The sequence below is a fragment of the Bariatricus sp. HCP28S3_D3 genome, from assembly GCF_052065755.1.
In the GTDB taxonomy this organism is placed as follows: Bacteria; Bacillota; Clostridia; order Lachnospirales; family Lachnospiraceae; genus Allocoprococcus.
In genome coordinates this window covers 25,623-42,123 of sequence record NZ_JBQHTK010000002.1, presented here as the reverse complement: position 1 = coordinate 42,123, position 16,501 = coordinate 25,623, and the positions used below count along the sequence as shown (strand labels likewise).

Annotated in this window: 19 protein-coding genes, 3 pseudogenes and 1 riboswitch; of the genes and pseudogenes, 4 read left to right on the top strand and 18 right to left on the bottom strand. The window is 39.3% G+C overall.

The window, feature by feature from the left end:
• Nucleotides 1-98: 98 nt before the first annotated feature.
• From ACTNB3_RS02495 to ACTNB3_RS02465, 7 genes and pseudogenes are all read right to left on the bottom strand, one after another.
• Nucleotides 99-2,759 carry an FtsX-like permease family protein gene (locus ACTNB3_RS02495; protein ID WP_441024425.1) on the bottom strand — a complete coding sequence of 887 codons (2,661 nt, stop codon included), beginning with the start codon at nucleotides 2,757-2,759 and terminating at the stop codon, nucleotides 99-101.
• The gene (locus ACTNB3_RS02490) at nucleotides 2,753-3,466 is read right to left on the bottom strand and encodes an ABC transporter ATP-binding protein (protein WP_441024424.1); all 714 of its coding nucleotides are present in this window, start codon (nucleotides 3,464-3,466) and stop codon (nucleotides 2,753-2,755) included. The genes ACTNB3_RS02495 and ACTNB3_RS02490 overlap by 7 nt, the downstream gene beginning before the upstream one ends.
• 73 nt (nucleotides 3,467-3,539) lie before the next feature.
• Entirely contained in the window at nucleotides 3,540-4,445 is a 906-nt protein-coding gene (locus tag ACTNB3_RS02485) for a sensor histidine kinase (protein WP_441024423.1), read from the bottom strand.
• A 4-nt stretch (nucleotides 4,446-4,449) separates the two neighbouring features.
• Nucleotides 4,450-5,124 carry a response regulator transcription factor gene (locus ACTNB3_RS02480; protein ID WP_427805657.1) on the bottom strand — a complete coding sequence of 225 codons (675 nt, stop codon included), beginning with the start codon at nucleotides 5,122-5,124 and terminating at the stop codon, nucleotides 4,450-4,452.
• Nucleotides 5,125-5,239: 115 nt separating this feature from the next.
• Complete coding sequence (locus ACTNB3_RS02475) at nucleotides 5,240-5,962, bottom strand: hypothetical protein (protein ID WP_427805656.1); 723 nt, start codon at nucleotides 5,960-5,962, stop codon at nucleotides 5,240-5,242.
• 396 nt (nucleotides 5,963-6,358) lie between these two features.
• Entirely contained in the window at nucleotides 6,359-6,517 is a 159-nt protein-coding gene (locus ACTNB3_RS02470) for a hypothetical protein (protein WP_427805655.1), read from the bottom strand.
• 198 nt (nucleotides 6,518-6,715) lie between these two features.
• Nucleotides 6,716-7,318 (bottom strand): annotated as a pseudogene (locus tag ACTNB3_RS02465) (helix-turn-helix transcriptional regulator); the annotation flags it as partial.
• 197 nt (nucleotides 7,319-7,515) lie between these two features.
• On the opposite strand from ACTNB3_RS02465, the pseudogene ACTNB3_RS02460 reads away from it, so the two are divergent.
• Nucleotides 7,516-8,004: pseudogene (locus ACTNB3_RS02460) on the top strand (ABC transporter substrate-binding protein); the annotation flags it as partial.
• 262 nt (nucleotides 8,005-8,266) lie between these two features.
• Here ACTNB3_RS02460 and ACTNB3_RS02455 read toward each other — a convergent pair.
• The 4 genes and pseudogenes from ACTNB3_RS02455 to ACTNB3_RS02440 all read right to left on the bottom strand — a co-directional run bounded on the left by ACTNB3_RS02455 (nucleotide 8,267) and on the right by ACTNB3_RS02440 (nucleotide 9,546).
• Nucleotides 8,267-8,494, bottom strand: a complete 228-nt coding sequence (locus tag ACTNB3_RS02455; protein ID WP_441024533.1) for a type II toxin-antitoxin system MqsA family antitoxin — start codon at nucleotides 8,492-8,494, stop codon at nucleotides 8,267-8,269.
• A gap of 12 nt (nucleotides 8,495-8,506) precedes the next feature.
• Nucleotides 8,507-8,587: pseudogene (locus tag ACTNB3_RS02450) on the bottom strand (hypothetical protein); the annotation flags it as partial.
• Between the two features lie 22 nt (nucleotides 8,588-8,609).
• Entirely contained in the window at nucleotides 8,610-8,951 is a 342-nt protein-coding gene (locus ACTNB3_RS02445; protein ID WP_441024421.1) for a nucleotidyltransferase domain-containing protein, read from the bottom strand.
• Between the two features lie 226 nt (nucleotides 8,952-9,177).
• Entirely contained in the window at nucleotides 9,178-9,546 is a 369-nt protein-coding gene (locus ACTNB3_RS02440; protein WP_441024420.1) for a hypothetical protein, read from the bottom strand.
• A gap of 158 nt (nucleotides 9,547-9,704) precedes the next feature.
• Between ACTNB3_RS02440 and ACTNB3_RS02435 the strand changes: the two genes are divergently transcribed.
• The 3 genes from ACTNB3_RS02435 (at nucleotide 9,705) to ACTNB3_RS02425 (ending at nucleotide 11,691) form a co-directional block, all read left to right on the top strand.
• On the top strand, nucleotides 9,705-10,301 hold the full coding sequence (locus ACTNB3_RS02435; protein WP_441024419.1) for a hypothetical protein: 597 nt from the start codon (nucleotides 9,705-9,707) through the stop codon (nucleotides 10,299-10,301).
• A gap of 255 nt (nucleotides 10,302-10,556) precedes the next feature.
• The gene (locus ACTNB3_RS02430) at nucleotides 10,557-10,862 is read left to right on the top strand and encodes a hypothetical protein (protein ID WP_441024418.1); all 306 of its coding nucleotides are present in this window, start codon (nucleotides 10,557-10,559) and stop codon (nucleotides 10,860-10,862) included.
• 394 nt (nucleotides 10,863-11,256) lie between these two features.
• Nucleotides 11,257-11,691 (top strand): AAA family ATPase, encoded by a 435-nt coding sequence (locus ACTNB3_RS02425; protein ID WP_441024416.1) that lies wholly within the window; start codon nucleotides 11,257-11,259, stop codon nucleotides 11,689-11,691.
• A gap of 231 nt (nucleotides 11,692-11,922) precedes the next feature.
• Here ACTNB3_RS02425 and ACTNB3_RS02420 read toward each other — a convergent pair whose 3' ends face one another.
• The 7 genes from ACTNB3_RS02420 to ACTNB3_RS02390 form a co-directional block, all read right to left on the bottom strand.
• Nucleotides 11,923-12,213 (bottom strand): helix-turn-helix domain-containing protein, encoded by a 291-nt coding sequence (locus ACTNB3_RS02420; protein ID WP_441024415.1) that lies wholly within the window; start codon nucleotides 12,211-12,213, stop codon nucleotides 11,923-11,925.
• Nucleotides 12,214-12,557: 344 nt separating this feature from the next.
• Nucleotides 12,558-13,442, bottom strand: a complete 885-nt coding sequence (locus ACTNB3_RS02415; protein WP_441024414.1) for an AfsR/SARP family transcriptional regulator — start codon at nucleotides 13,440-13,442, stop codon at nucleotides 12,558-12,560.
• A complete protein-coding gene (locus tag ACTNB3_RS02410; RefSeq protein WP_441024413.1) occupies nucleotides 13,439-13,678 on the bottom strand; it encodes a GAF domain-containing protein in 240 nt (79 codons plus the stop codon). Before ACTNB3_RS02410 ends, ACTNB3_RS02415 begins: the two co-directional genes overlap by 4 nt.
• Nucleotides 13,665-13,976 carry a hypothetical protein gene (locus tag ACTNB3_RS02405; protein ID WP_441024412.1) on the bottom strand — a complete coding sequence of 104 codons (312 nt, stop codon included), beginning with the start codon at nucleotides 13,974-13,976 and terminating at the stop codon, nucleotides 13,665-13,667. The genes ACTNB3_RS02410 and ACTNB3_RS02405 overlap by 14 nt, the downstream gene beginning before the upstream one ends.
• Before the next feature lie 74 nt (nucleotides 13,977-14,050).
• Nucleotides 14,051-14,124, bottom strand: a riboswitch (cyclic di-GMP riboswitch).
• Nucleotides 14,125-14,280: 156 nt separating this feature from the next.
• The gene (locus ACTNB3_RS02400) at nucleotides 14,281-14,541 is read right to left on the bottom strand and encodes a helix-turn-helix domain-containing protein (RefSeq protein ID WP_441024411.1); all 261 of its coding nucleotides are present in this window, start codon (nucleotides 14,539-14,541) and stop codon (nucleotides 14,281-14,283) included.
• A gap of 426 nt (nucleotides 14,542-14,967) precedes the next feature.
• Nucleotides 14,968-15,537, bottom strand: coding sequence for a hypothetical protein (locus ACTNB3_RS02395; RefSeq protein WP_441024409.1), 570 nt, complete (start codon nucleotides 15,535-15,537; stop codon nucleotides 14,968-14,970).
• 62 nt (nucleotides 15,538-15,599) lie between these two features.
• On the bottom strand, nucleotides 15,600-16,475 hold the full coding sequence (locus ACTNB3_RS02390) for a DarT1-associated NADAR antitoxin family protein (protein ID WP_441024408.1): 876 nt from the start codon (nucleotides 16,473-16,475) through the stop codon (nucleotides 15,600-15,602).
• Nucleotides 16,476-16,501 lie beyond the last annotated feature (26 nt).

Below are 16,501 nucleotides of genomic sequence, written 5' to 3'. Positions count from 1 at the left end.
TCGTAAGGATATTGAAAAAATAAAGACTTAATAAAGATTGATCTTTTCCAATCAAATAGAGGCGTACCACCATTTCTGGTGATGCGCCTTACTGCTATTTATCTCTCAATTTCATCTATAATATTCGATTTCACAATCTTTCTCGCTGGAATACTAACTGCTATGATTGCAATCAAAATATTCAGAACCATAAGCGCTGCCATGATCCCATTTGGAACTCCTGCTGTAAAGTGCAGAAACTGTACTACATGAGCCATGTAATAATCCATGATTTTCCGAAAAACAATATTGTAAATCAGGAAAATAAACAAATCTGCCAGAATCCCATATAAGAATCCTGTTCTTAAGATCATTCCATAAAATCCAATATCAGTAATCCCCATCGCCCGGATAATACCATATTCACGCCTATGGAATAATATGGAATAGTTCATACTATTCATGATATGGAACAAACTGATCACCAGTAAGATCAGGGCAATTCCCGAAAAGAATAACTGTTGCTGCCGCAGATAATTCTTCTGGGTTTCGATTGCTGCAGTATAATCCTGCAAGACCGCCTTTGGTACATCCTGAATCTTTTGCAGTAACTGACCGCTTGCCTGATCAGGGTCTGCCCCGGCAGCCGGGGATGCATTCACAAAGCTGTAATCCTCTATTCCAAACTGACTGCTCATCTGTTGGTTTGTCATGATAAAACTCGGACTATTACTCCATGGTTCCACGTTCAGGAATCTGTCCTCCTGGACCAATGCGCGGCTTACGATAGCTGCAATTTTAAAATCCTTTGCTATGTAGTTTTCCTCTGCCTCCCGGAACGTCAACACCTCCTGGGAACAGTTCAGGTTTCCTGGAACCCGCAGTGTAATCGTATCTCCGGGATGTTTTCCGTAAAAGTTATAATTTCCCTGTCCGTCCATGTTTGCGACTGCTATAATCTGATTCCCTTCTTCCAACTTTTCCGGGATCATCTCTCCCTCCAGAATAAACTCCTGTAGTTGTTCGAGTAATCCGGCATCATATCCGTAAACATCATACTTGATCCCGTAGGTTCCATCTTCTTTGTCTATACAGATTCCCCCATACTGCTGCTGGAAGTAACCGTCTGCATTCCGCTCATTAAAATATTTCTCCCATTCCAGTTCCTGTGCCTGAATCGTAAGTTCTCCCAACGTATATTTCGTTGCATATACCTCCGACAACTCAGACATAGCCTTTATTGCATCAACGGTTGACGCCGGAATGGTATCCGACAAAACATTTGATTTTACAGAAACCCTATATTCCGATCCCAGACCATCGTCTGACTTCATGGACATTTCTGCGTGTACTTTCAGATTTTCCACCATATAAGTGGTACAAAGGAAGATACATCCTCCAATCGACAAGGACAGCAAAATTCCAATGACTCTTTTTTTATTAGAAAACATGAATTTTCTTACTACAACATTTGCAAGCCTGACATTTCTTAAGCTGTATATCTTCCTCCTGCTTTTTACAAAAGAGGTATCTCCGCTCATCACCTGCCGGATCGATTGTTTTCGCACAGAGTATACCGTGCAAAAACCAACGGCCGCCAATGTTACCAATAAGAAAAGAAAACCGATGACCATCGCATCCCAGGACACATGGAACGCCGCAGTTCTCATACTCTCCTGGATGGCAGTCTGATCCAGCCCGGAAAGTTCAATACCAGTTCCTGCTACTCCAACCGTTTGAGTAGAAAAGACACCATCTAACTGTCCGTAAAGCTGATTCAGAATCCCGTTTCCTAACAGACACCCCATCGGATAACCGATAAAAAATAAGATCCATAATTCTAAAATCAGCGTGCCGCCAATGCTTTTTTCACTGATTCCAAGTGTCTGCATCACGCCATACTCCGCTGTGCGTTTGGAAACAGAGATATGAAAGATGCTGTTTATGATGAACAGACTAAAAACACAGAGCAGCAAGATCATCCCATTGAATGCCAGGTTATACTCGCTCTGCAATTTCAAAACAATGTATGTGAAATTACCACTCTCATCTGTCAATGCAAACTTTACGATGTCTACAATACTGTCCGGCTGCTCACCGCCCAGATACCTGACAACTTCATCATTTGCCGTTACTGCATCACTGGAAATTTGATACTTCTTCAAAAACACATCCAACTGCTTATACAGCTTCTCACTTTCATCGAATCTCAAATATAAGAGTGGCTGGCTTCCCCGGCCTTCAAAATCCTCTCCCACAAAAAGTTCCATTTCATTGGAACTGGCTGCCCAGGCACTTTTTATGATTCCGGTCATGACATAATCTTTTCCATTCAGGCTTAATGTATCGCCAATCTCTCCTGAAAATCCCAAATTCCCCAACGTGTAACGATCCGCCGCGATCTCGTTTGATCCTGCGGGATAAATTCCCTCAATAAGCTCCCGGTGTGCCATCTGTCGGTAAGATTCATCCGTATTGATAAAATAGATGAGATAAGGTTCTGTCACCACATCCCGGATTTCCATTTTACCGCATTGCTCCACCTGAAATCCGGCATCTGTTTGCCCACTGCGTACTTCCTCAAACACCTCCGGTTCCACATCCAGGTAATAATGCCAATCCCCATATATGGCCTTATGAGTCTCCAGACTGTTCATCTGGCTGCTGTAGATCAGGGAACTAACGCCAGACAACAAGGCAGCCGTTAAGATGATACTTGCCAGAATTGCAAAAGTCTGACTTTTATAATACCGCATATACTTATACGCCAGTATTAACATACGCCATCACCACCTTTTTGGGGAAACAGGTGTGTTCCTGACGTTACCATTCCATCTTCAATATGGATGATTCTGTCAAAAATCTGTGCAATGGTCTCATTATGCGTTACCATCAGGATTGTCTGATTGTACTTTCTGCAGCTTGTTTTCAGCAATCCGATAACTTCTATGGTTGTAGCTGAATCAAGGTTCCCGGTGGGTTCATCCGCCAGAAGGATTGCAGGTTTATTGACTAAGGCCCTTGCGATCGCAACCCTCTGCTGCTGTCCGCCTGACAGCTCATTCGGATACTTTTTCCGTTTATCCCAGATTCCCAGTTCCTTCAGCAATTGTTCGATATACTTACGATTGATATGCTTTCCTTTGTCAAAAGTTACCGGGAGGGCAACATTATCATACACATTCAAGACGGGCATGAGACTGTAATTTTGGAACACAAACCCGATGTTTCTCCGTCGGAAAATGGTCAGTTCCTTTCTGGTCAGTGTACCGATCTCTTTCCCTTTTACAAGAATTCTCCCCTTTGTAGGAGTATCCAAACCTCCGACAAGGTTTAGAAGTGTGGATTTCCCACTGCCAGAGGTTCCTACAATAGCAATAAATTCTCCTTCTTTAACTTGTATATTGATATCCTTTAGCGCTTTTACCTGATTCTCTTTTTCACCATATATTTTTTCTACATGGCTTAATTCCAGTATATTGCTCATGGCTTACCGCTCCTTTCCTGTTGATACCAACAGTATATCTATGGAATCTTGCATTTTCTTTACAGGGCGGTAATCAATTCTTACAGTTTTGTAAGAACACCGAAAAGCAGCTTCCTTCTCCATAGACGGACTTCACTACCATATAGCCTTTTTCCTTTTCAAGAATCAAGTTAGACAGATACAGCCCAATGCCGGAGCCTTCTATGTGTTCCACTTCCCGGCTTCTGTAAAAGCGTTTAAATATTTCCGTTGTCTCCTCCTCATGGATACCGCATCCGTTATCTAAAATCTGAATCTCCGTATAGATTTCATAAGGACAAACCTTGATCTGGATTGTGCCTCCCTGCTGCGTGTATTTGATCGCATTCTCCAGAAGATTTACAAAAACTTCAACCGTCCACTTCCGGTTATGAAACAGCAGGATATCCTCATATGGTTCCGAAATTAGCATGATCCCTTTCTTCTCTAGCTTTTCATATACAGTATCTATTGCATCCAGAAGCGTTTTTCTGATTGAGATTCCTTCTGCATCAAATACAATCACATCCTGCTCCAGTTTTACCATCTTAGCCAATGAGCCTATGATCCAGTCCAGCTTATCAATCTGCTTTTTGATTTTTTCAGCAACTTCAGCTTGCTTCTTTTCCTCTAATTCCTGACCGTTTAATATTTCTGTATAGATAGAGAGGTTTGCTAACGGTGTTTTAAGCTGATGCGACATATTGGAAACAAGGCTTTTTACTTGCTCTTTTTCTGCTTCTGCCACTTCCACCTGTTTTCCCAAAACTTCCTGAATCCGATTGATCTTATTTACCAGGGCAGACAGTTCTCCCTCCTGGACATCGGATAGTTCTATCTTTTCCTGATTTAACACACAATCTAATAACCTGTCTATCGAACGATAGGTTTTTCTATTTTTATAAATACTATACCCTGCAGTGAAACATAACAACACCACAAGTATGATATTGAGTATCATGTTCTTATTCCTTCCAAATATATCCCACTCCATGAACGGTCTTTATGAACTTTGGATTGGATGCATCCTCTTCTATCTTCATTCTCAATCTGCTGATATTCACAGAAACTGTATTGTTATCTACATACTTTCCGTCGCTATCCCATATCTGGCTTAAAATCTGTTCCTTTGACAGCACATGATTTTTATTTTCAATCAAGTACATCAGCAGCCGGTACTCTAATTTGCTTAATGTAATTTCTTCCTCATTCTTATAGACTTTACAGGTACTTTTATCAATGACAATATTTCCGGAACATAAATTTGCCGTTTCTGCTTTTTCATTCAGAATCCGTTTCATTCTCGCTTTCAGCACACCAAGTGAAAACGGTTTTGACAGATAATCATTCACCCCCAGTTCCAATGCCCTGATCTCATCCATTTCCGTATCACGGGCAGTCAGCATGATAATGGGAATCATACTGAACCGGCGCACTTTCCTGCACAGATCAAATCCAGTTCCATCCGGGAGGTTGCAATCCAAAAGCACAAGATCATAACTGCCTTTTTTGATTTCCTGCTGTCCCTCTCTTCCGGTTCCCACATCGAAAACCTCATATCCATCTCCTTCAAAAGAAAAGTGCAATCCTTCTCTTAAATCAATATCATCCTCTATGATTAACAGTTTTTTACCAACCATTATTTTCTCCTTTCCAGGAAATCATCACTCTCGTTATTTCACAGTGCCGCACTGACTTTACTCATATCTGTAATAAAATACCAACCATCCGATTGATGGTTGGCAAAGCATTAAATCAACTGCAATTTTCTTTTACAAAATCAACAATATCCTGATTCACTTCCCTAATCCTACTATCCCGTTCCATCTCAGAAATGCTCATCCAATAATACTGTACACCATCAATTTCAAACGAATTATCTTGCATTATATTTGGAAACGTTTTAAGCGTAACTTGATAAAGTCTGTGACAATAAACCCGCATTTCTTTATGATTTTGTGAATATTTTTCATGAATTTTCTGTGACATATATTCAATAGAAATATCTTCGCTTTTTATTTTCAATTCATGTGAGATATGATCTATAATAAATTTTTCATTGTTTTGGTTGGTCTTGTAATTTAAAAACAATTTACAATTCCACTTCGGCTCATCATACACTAAGAATCTATTTGGGAATTCACTATACGTATCTTTTATTGCTATAATAGAATGGTTATGAGTTATTTGGTTTAATTTATTGATATCCTTAAAAAGATCTTCTTTCGAGTAATTATTTTTCGCGCCGGACCATATATCTTTTACACTTTTTGCTGTAAAGAATAATCCCAACATTACAAACGTTGTTTTTATTGCTGCTCCGGGCACGCCAAATATTTCTTTGTAGGTTGCCAAAAAAACCGAAACCAGAAACGAAACCGCGGACAAAAGGCTATCCCAAACTACCTCTTTCCCTATGAATTGTTTCTTCTTTTCCAACAGAAGATCTAGTTCTGTTTCGTCTATTAATATCTTCATAGTAATCACCACACAGAAAAATATGTTATATTATACCGTCTAAAAACATATTTGACAATATACTATGTTATATTTTTATATAAAGTTATCCGTGTATAACCAGTGAGCCCGCTGATATGCCTGCTTCCACTGAAAACGAACCTGGCATCCCCGATGGAGAAGTTTTGCAATAGGCTATCTATTTTTCAAACATGGTATGACCGGCTGTAACGCCACGGAAAAAAGCAAAAGCCCCTCTTAACCGGAAGGGCTTTTGACATCTTTTATTCAGATATAATTTTGTGCTTTACTTTCCACTCAACGATTCTATCCGCATATTTGCTGGTCATAATGATTCCTACCACAACCATTCCAAAAGAAATGCCCAGAGACATTCCCTCTATAAAATCAAACAGGTCAGATGTTTGTTCTGGTTCTAAGAATAGAACAGTCAAGTAAAATACAAATGTAATACAACCACAAATAAACAGCGAATGCATTCTTTTGATTATTTTTTCTTATACCTTCTGAATATTCTGCTGCCTGCAACAAGGTATCCTTTAACTCTGTATCCATTGTCTCCTTTCTCCTTTCTCCACGAAAGATTTCATTTAGATCAACATCATAAAAATCAGCAAGTTCAACTATCACAGATAAATCCGGAAGATTATTTCCCGTATCCCAGCGAGCAATGCAGGAATTTTCTCTGCAGACAACAAATGTCCCACACCATTTTAAGCATAGAGTCCTGTTCAATTATCCAGATTTTTCAAAATCGCTGGCATGCACCAGTTCTGCCATTCGATTCAATTTGAACATCCGATAGTCATTCCTAAGCAGACAATATCCATAGATGTACCAGCTTGACCATTTGAAAATCAGAAAATAAGGTTCCATCTCCCTCTCAGTATTCCCGCCCGACGCATAATACATAAACTTCAGTGTCTTCCCCAGCTCGATTGCATCCTGAATCAGTTCAATCTTTGGTGACAGAGAATCTTTATTCCACGATGACAGGTCGATAAGAACAGACTCATTTCCACTGATAACATCCGATGATCCAGCCTTGAGTTTTTCCATAAGCTGCCCATAATAATGGCTTCCACTCACACTGTCAAGACTTCGAAGACCTGCCAGAATCATCTGCATATCCCTAGATGTCAGAATCGTCCGATCCATCCTATAACCATCCATAATGCTGATGCCGCCGCCCGCACCCTGTGATGTAAAAATCGGAATGCCGGCCCTACATAAATCTTCAATATCTCTGTTTATCGTTCTTCTTGAAACCTCAAATCTTTCTGCCAATTCCGGAGCAGTAATTTTCTCTTCCTGCAAAAGGATAGAAAGAATACCGATAAGCCTATCTATTTTCATATCACGTTCACTTCCTGATTCATTATACCATCCATAACACGACATCTGTATGTCATGTTCAGTTTATATTATACACAAAATAAAAAGATGTTACATCTAAATTCAACAGGCAAATCCCCATATTCGTCAATATTTTCTCACATTCCCCCATCCCGTGCATACCTTAAATCAGATACTTTTTTGTTCAGGAGGATACTATGAAAAAGAAAACCATCTCATTCTTACTGGCAGGCATACTTCTCGTAAGCCTGCTCCCTGCATGCTCGGCAAATGAAAGCAGTGATCCCGCTGCCGTTCCTGCTGCCACTGAAAGCAATTCCGAAAACACTGCTCACAAAAAAATGACGGAAGTTACTCTAAATGAAGTTGCACATTCTATCTTCTATGCACCGCAATACGTGGCAATCGAAGAAGGGTATTTTGAGGAAGAAGGAATTTCTCTCCAACTCATCACTGGTTTTGGAGCAGATAAAGTCATGACCGCCGTTCTTTCCGGGGAGGCCGATATCGGATTCATGGGAAGCGAATCTTCCATCTACACGTATCAGGAAGGTGCAAATGATGTGATCGTCAACTTCGCGCAGCTTACACAAAGAGCCGGGAACTTTCTTGTCGCAAGGGAAGAAATGGCGGATTTCTCCTGGGATGATTTGAAAGGGAAAGATGTGTTGGGTGGCCGAAAAGGTGTCGTACAATATACAATGTAAATCTTGAAACGATTATTATATTATGCAACTGGATTGATGGACTGAATAGTGCGAAAGCCGCACAAACAGCAACTTTTTAATATTTTACATGAGAAAGACGCTTCTGAAAAGAGGTGTCTTTATTGTAACACAAAATTTGACACGATAAAAACCATATTATACTCAAAACAAACCCAACAGTAGAATCATACTACAAATCGGGTTTGTCTAATAATTTCATATATTAAATTTGTTCTTCATTCTACGCTGCCTGCTTATAATCAATTACCGCAATTTCCTGCATCAGTTTCTTTGCCATATTTACAATCATTTCCAGTTTCTCAGCGACTTCATCGGTGTAGTATTTCTCGCCGCACTGGTCACATTCAAGGCATGGAACATTCTTGATTACGATGATGCAGTCTTTATAGTTCACAACGTGGGTTGTGGTACTCTGGATAGTAGTCGTATTTTTACAAAACATACACATATTTATTTCCCCGGTGGCAATCCCGTTTTTTACATCTGCTCTGCTGATATCTCTTTCCTGCATTCGTTCTAAGCGATGACGGACCACATCCATTTTTGTTCCAACATCCAACGAATCAGGCTGCTTCATATAAAACCACCCCTTCTTTCTGTACATTGGTATAAAATGGATATGCTGCTGCCCATTGCTTAAAATGCTGAAGATTTTTCACAACCGGCATCATCCAGATATCATAGTTTACATTATACTCATATCCCAGTTCTGACAATGCATCCGAGTAAGCATCCATTTCTTCCTGTGTTAAATCCACCAACAACATGATATCAACATCGGAATCGGATGTATAATCACCTCTTGCATAGGAACCATATAAAATGACGCTCTTGAGATGTGCGCCGTAAATCTTTTGTACTTCTGATAAATACTGAGTAAGCAGTGTATGAATTGTTTGTGGCATACAATCGTTCCTCCTATCTCCTGATAGTTTAAGTATAATCCAAATCAGAAAAATGCGCAACCAGTGTACGAATGTCCACACTGCAATGCTGACATTATGGCAGATGGTTATAATTTGCCGATAGAAAGCGTTTGGAGAAATTAATATTTCCTCACCGCACTGATCACATTCTGAAACACTTCACTAAATTTGATTGTTAACAACATTCCCCAAAAGTGTCAATGCACTAATTTTTCGTGTATGTCTGATTCCCCAATAACGGATATCCCATCCCGTATAACTCAGCATTTAATTCAATCACATTATATTGTTTTTTGTTGATGCATTCTTTCAAAAATTTCTCACGATCTTTTTCTCGTTCGGACATATGATATGATCTATTCATATGTATTCCCGCGGCATCAAATAATTCTTCTGATTGATTCAAATTTAATTCTAAAGCAAAACATAAGCTCCAGAGATAATTGCGATTCGCAGGAATCAATTCTCGAATGATACGTGACAATGTAGTTTTGTTCAGATTTGCTTTGCGTGCTACTGCGGCATCTGTTTTGTTACATTTGAATTTTTCATAAACTTCTTTAAATGACATCATAAACAATTCCTCCTTGTCTTTTTTATTTCAGGATAGCATTTGGGAATTTTTTTCGTTTTTTTCACAGAAAAATATGAAAGTTACATGTCGTGTAACCAAAAAGAATGCTTACAGATGTATACTTATAAGCAAGAAAACCAAAAAAGGAGATATCAAAAATGTTACAATTGACGGATTTATTAGGAACTGGAGATGCCAAAGCAAATGAATTAATTGCAAAATTCATTTCAAAAAGAATCTTGGAAATTGCAGAACCGTTAAAGGATGATGAATGGATGTTAGCCCGCTTTTTCCCAAAGTCGTATCCAAGACACAAAAGAAAAGCAGCTTTTTCAGACTTGATTGCTTTATTGAAATCAGAAAAAACATATATACCAGCACTTATCTTGGAATATGTTATGTATGAACTGATCAGATACGGAATTGAGCAGTGTGAAGAGTGCAATACAAGTACGACTATAAAGATGCTGCAGGAAGATCGAGAATATGTATTCAGTATTTTGAAACAAGAATGTGAAAAAATGACCGCTGATGAAGAGTGCGGAGAAAATGAAGATCCTTGTGAACTTACTGAAAATATGATGTCTGATATTGAAGATTTGGAAAGATGCGTAGAGTCTTGCTTTTGGGATTATGACTTTAAGCTTTTAGATCAAATGAGCGAAAAAGAAATATTCTATTCTGAATTGAACAAGATACTCGGAATCGGCACAAAAAAATCGATTATTTATCAGCCTGGAACAGTTACATATTAAGCTAAAATCCCCTGCCCCATATCCAGGAGCGGGGTATTTTTATATAATAAAGTGAAAAAGTTCCCAGGCCACAAAAATACTCTTCATCGTACGCCGGTTACAGAACCATTTTCCAGAGTAGAAAGTAAAAATAATACTACTGCTTTTCACCAACTAGGAAAGAGACTATCGCTCAAAAATCAATATTGCCGATTTCTGCAAATGACAATATAATAAAAAAAGAAGAGCGCATATAGATAAGGGAGGAACACATACATGACCGAATTTGAGCAGTACTTAGAGAAATTGCATGAAGAAGCAAATGAACGAGCTTATATTGCCCTGAAAGCGCAAAGAAATTATCAACCTGATAGTTATGGAGCTGATGCTTTTGTAGAAGGTTATGTCCGAGGCTATGTGCAAGGCTACATGCAAGGTTGTATGGAATCTGCAACTGAATTCTTCCAAAATAATGATACTATTGACGACGAAATAAAAATGCAAATTTTCTTTGATGAAAAAGTAAAAAATGTAAAACAATTTGTAACGGAATTCCTATCTTATTACAATATGAATGACTAATATATAATATAATAAATCCACATGATTGAAAGCTGGCAACGCTCCGTTACATTGACTGTAACAACCGCATCAATAACATGGCGTTTCTCCACGATACATGCAGTGCGTTTACATATCTGATAATGTGGGCATCCTTCTCAAGAGGATGGCATATGGCAAACGTAAAAAAGATTATTTTAACAGCTATCGGAATGATTGGCGGAGCAACGAGAAATCGTATAAAATCAGTTCCGAAATTCAGACCTATTTCTTGTATCAATATAAAAGTGTGATTTTACCTCCATAAAACTCGTATAATTTTGTGATTATGATTGTATTTCGGGAAACTTACGCATATAATAAAAGTGTGATCAAGAAACACTAAAACTCCAATAAAAGTGTGAGGTGTGAGTCTATGGAACGATTTATTTTGAAAAAGCTGCTGGACTGGAAGAATTCTCCCTACCGTAAGCCGTTGATCCTGAAGGGTGTACGTCAGGTGGGTAAGACCTGGATTCTGAAAGAGTTCGGCAAGCGTTACTATGAAAATACGGCTTATTTTAACTTTGATGAAAACGAAGAATACAAACAATTCTTTGAAACCACCAAGGATGTTGATCGTATTCTGCAGAACCTGATGCTGGCAAGCGGTCAGAAGATTGTGCCAGAAAAGCCCCTCATCATCTTCGATGAGGTACAGGACTGCCCTAAAGTCATCAACTCATCAGACGCGCTTGCGAAGCAGCTTCATTGGCGCTTAACCATCCCGCCTTCATTATGGCCGGACCGCGAATTACGGAAGTATCATTGTACCTGTAGAAGATCAACACCACCGCCAGTTGCAACCTAGCATTTGCTCCGGCGAATCGCTACGTTCCATTGAACATCATGGTGTGCCGACGAAGGCTCCCTTCTACAGTAAAGTTCTGATGAATAGTATTCAGTTTTCAAAGATCACGTAAGCGGTGAAGCACCGCTTACGAGAATAATTCTACCGAAGATTTTTGCCCTCAACATATTCTCAGAGGGCACACAACCTCGCCAGAAACGATATGTTTTCCTCTTGACAATTCCGTATACTTCAAATCAGTTTTCTCAACTGATCAATGTGATTGCTCAGAATATCCAGCTGCATCATCATCTCTGCTTTGTCCGGATCCGTCTTGCCAAGAACCAGGTAATCAAGAGATACCTGGAAAAACTCTGAGCACTCAATCAGCAAATCTATGGAAGCACCGCGTATACCGATTTCGATTGCTCTCAGATGACTCTCTGAGACATTTATTTTGAAAGACAACTGCAGCTGTGTAAGCCCCTTTTTCTTGCGAAGGACCTGAATACGTTTTCCGCACATTTTCGGATCATAATACATTTTTATTTCCTCCAGTTCTTGAAATTTGAAAAGATGCAAACTCAAGAACCGAAGGAGGTGCACGGCACCTGTAATAACCAAAAAGGAGCGGTCATTCCTACAAATACATGCAAGAATAACCGCTCCAAAAGACTTGTCCGGATGCAAAAAGACACCCCCATTCGGTAGATTTCAAAGGCAATTTTTACTTGCCTCGAAATGCTATCGAACGAGGGTGTTATACTACGTGTTTAGAGCCGTATCACCAGACGTGTTGCCGTGTTGTATCCAGTAACATCACCTGTGTAATACTATGTGTAACCTAAAAATCAGTGTGTTATTTCCCGTGTTACCACGAAAATAGTTTACAGAGTACCTCCATGATTTTTAATGTAAGCTTCGACTTCCTTCATCAGGACATCAAATTCTTCTGATGACAAAGAACACCTGTTGGCATTTATCACTTCCAACGCAGCACTTTTTCCACTAATAAAATAAGTAGAGACAGTCATCCAGAAACAGATTTTGGGATTACCATCCAGCATGGATAAAGAAGCAGAAGCATACTTGTGAATACCGGTATAATTCTCATCCTTATCAATTTCATCTAAAAGAGAAGTCATAACCTGAGCGTAGAGACTACTGTATGTATGATAATAAGAAATCATCCATGGCTCATCCAGTTTATTATCACAGAGATACCCTCTGAACAATTTGACCGCCTGCTTCAGGTGAGCCAATCTTACACTGTGATTTTTCTCTTCAGAAATTTTCTTCCACAGTTCTTCCACCAGAGCCGTATCCACCTCAACACGGTACTCTGGATTAAACCAGTATCCTTGTTCATTGCTGGAAATGATATTCGGACAGAGGAACTGGAACTTGCTGCGCATCTGATACAGAGCACTGCGAAGTGGATTGGTATCGGATGTATCTTTTATCTTCGGCCAGATATTCTCAATCAATGTTGAGCCTGGAACCGGTTTCCCTTTCAGTGCCAGGAACGAAATTACTTTCCATGCGTTATCAGAAGCATATACTCTCATATCCAGCTTTTTGCTTCCGACGCAAACTTCCGGCATACCAAGGAGATTAATACGAATGGTATGTTCGTCTGCAGAGTCATCCTGATTTGTTTCCAACTCTGCCATACTCTGTTGCAGCTCCTGCAGATAAAAAGTCTTCATGCTTACAAACGCAAGCATCTGTGCCATATCCGGATATGTCTTATATCTTGTAGGATTCTTCACAACAAAGAACCCGTTGACTTCTCACCAAATGGAGTGCCAATCAAACTTTGGACATCTAATCTTTGATAATGCTGGAACTCATCCGGAAACATCTTTTTGATGACAGATGCATCCGGCACGACTAATGGTTTTCCATCATAAAATGCCTTGATCCAACGACCAAAACCTTCAAATGCTTCAACCTCTTTTGTATAGCGAGATTCCATTCTTCCGGTAAGGCGGTTATAGCAAGTCATCGGAGCCACATGCCTCGGTTTCAACATCAGCAATCAAAATGCCTGCCCATTCTGCTTCATAGAAGTCACATCCCGTCTTGATAGCCTCCATGCTAATTTTCTCATTGCTCTCAGACGTATGTAGTCTTTGTTCCAATCCCGTAAGTGTCATCCTGAAATCATGGACATATTTCTGCTCATCCGTAATCAATGCAGAATTTGCAGCGCTCTCCATAATCTTAGTCGTCTCAATCGACGGTGCTTCTACCCGTTCGATTGTCTGTCCTTCTTTTTTCCTAAATAATTTCTCGAAGAACATAAGAACACCTCCTCAATGTATAACAGAAAAGCCCAGACATTGGTTGCCTGGGCAGGTACTACGCTTAACCGCGTTAGTGCAACTGGCTGCCATTTCAGGCCCTGTAGTTTTGCGACGCCGGGTTTCCCCGGTTGTGCCAAAGTATTATTTTGTATAAAAGAAAACCGCAAGGGTTCTCAGTATCGAAACTGATAGCCTTGCGGTCAATAATTTCATATAATATTAGTAAGGCCATCATGATGTAATCTATCAAGCCAGAATCAGTATCAGAGCATTGCAGGATACAATTAAATCTCTTCGCTAATCACAAATTAGAAGCTGGTAACGAATAGTTTAGAAGGTCACCCGCCGAAATTCCAAGTGCATCTGCAATCTTATACAGAGTGTCTACAGAGAACATTCTTGTCATATTCGCTGCCTCTATTGCACTCAACGTCGATCTGCTGATATCTGCTTTCGTTGCCAGTGCATCCTGTGAAAAACCCTGACGTTTTCTCAGTGCTGCAATCACAATACCTAACTCGATAAAACGCTCGCGATTCTTGAAAGCTGCTTCTGTTTTCATTGGCTGACCTCCTTTCTTGCTATCTTTATATTTATATTATATTCGTGATGCTCTCATATCTCAGCCACATATACTGCACGTTTGCTCTGCTAATAGGTCATTTCATACCAATGAAGACACAATCGCTCATCATTGGCGGCAAGCAGCATTATTTTTAAGGCAAAATAGTGGCTTTATTCGCCGTCCTTGTGTTCATAGTGTCCAAAGTATTCCCACCCACAAAAAACCTCCGAATAACAAGTTGCTTTTATTCGAAGGCTTCTTTCCTATTTATCTATGCATGCTTAATCACAAGTAATGTGTCCATATTCAATTTTTCGACCAACGCTGCCGCTGAAGCTACATGAATACTTCAACCGGAAACACCTATCATATCCGTTACATTATGACTACTTGTGTACCTTTTCACTCATCACAATTATTAATTTATGAATCAACCATAGAAATATTAACATGTAGCTTTGGGATCAGTTCATTTAGCTTTCCATTTAATAAATCACAAGTTTCCTGCTCTAAATCATCAACCATCACAAACATACTATCCTCATCATTTTCCTCAACAAGATGCGCTACTATAAACTCCATTTCTTCAACTGAGAAAATATGTTTCACCCTCGAACATATACTCTCGGCAATCTTACTGGTGTAAGTTCCACATAACCATCCGTGAAGCCCCTGCTCCCTTACTCGTTTTCTAGCTTTGACTGATCCAAGATACATAATTCGTCGAGTTATTCTCTTTGCCAACTTATTTTGATATATTTCTTCCGAGGTTTTTCGAGGTTTAGTATCCACATTGTTCCTTATTACGGGAATAGCATCAACAGCATACTCTTCTTTATACACTTCAATACTATTCTCTTCACAGAAACGAAGGCATTCTTCCATATCTGTTACTTCATATTTTAATTGAATCAACTCAAGGTTCTGATATGAAATACGATTACGATTAACTGCCGCCACTACACGAATATTTTCAAACATACTTTTGGTCATATATTCCCAGCTCCTTCATCGGTATAATTTTTTTGTTGTATATCTCCAATCTCGTCGGAAACCTAATTCTTAATGATTTCACAATTTCGGACACACCAGTTCATTCCAAGATTCTTCTCTCCAACTTCTGGAAAATGAGCTACCAAAACTTTAGAATCTATCTTCTTAATTACTCCATCACCGAACTTCTTATGGCGAATTATGGCACCTACCTGGATATTAACATTTGTTGGTTCCGTTCTTTCCATCTCCACCAAACTAACCTTTTTAGTTTCCTTAGCTTTCTTTGGAATTTCCAGATCATATAATGCAAGGAATGAGTCAAACCCCTTAGCCTGACTCAATAATCCCAATCGGGATAAAGCAACAAATGTCGCACAAGCTTTTGCCTGACAATTAAGACTCTTTTCCGGATTAAATTCAATATCTGTGAAAGCATCATATTGAAGAGCAATCTCTGCCAATTTTTCATTTTCAAGGAGCGCATTTATATAAATGTAATCATAAAAAATAGTCTTTGGAATGAGTGGATATTCCTTGCCATCGAACATGAAACACTTCAGTCTTCCGCTAGTTTTTAAACGTTCATCCTTTTTTGCCTCTCTCGGTGTTGCACATAAGAGATCTTTATATGGCCCTCCATTCATAAATGTTTTTCCTGACTGAAAAACACATTCTACAGGTACACTCTTATCAAGTTCCGGAACGTATTTAGGAAGGAAAAAGGCGCTCAATGCTTCTCCTCCTTCCTGTAAAGACTTACTTGAAATCTCTAATACCTTTTTATCGGATCTACGTTCACGATAGTTTTCATGAAGTGCTCTGATATTTTTTTGTTTCTGAGTTTTGGCGAATCCTCCATTCCACTCAAATTCCACATTCACAGCAGTAAAAAATGGTATGTTTTCTTTTACTTCATAGACAGGTCTCATTGCCATGATTTTCTTTCTCCTTTTTTCATACA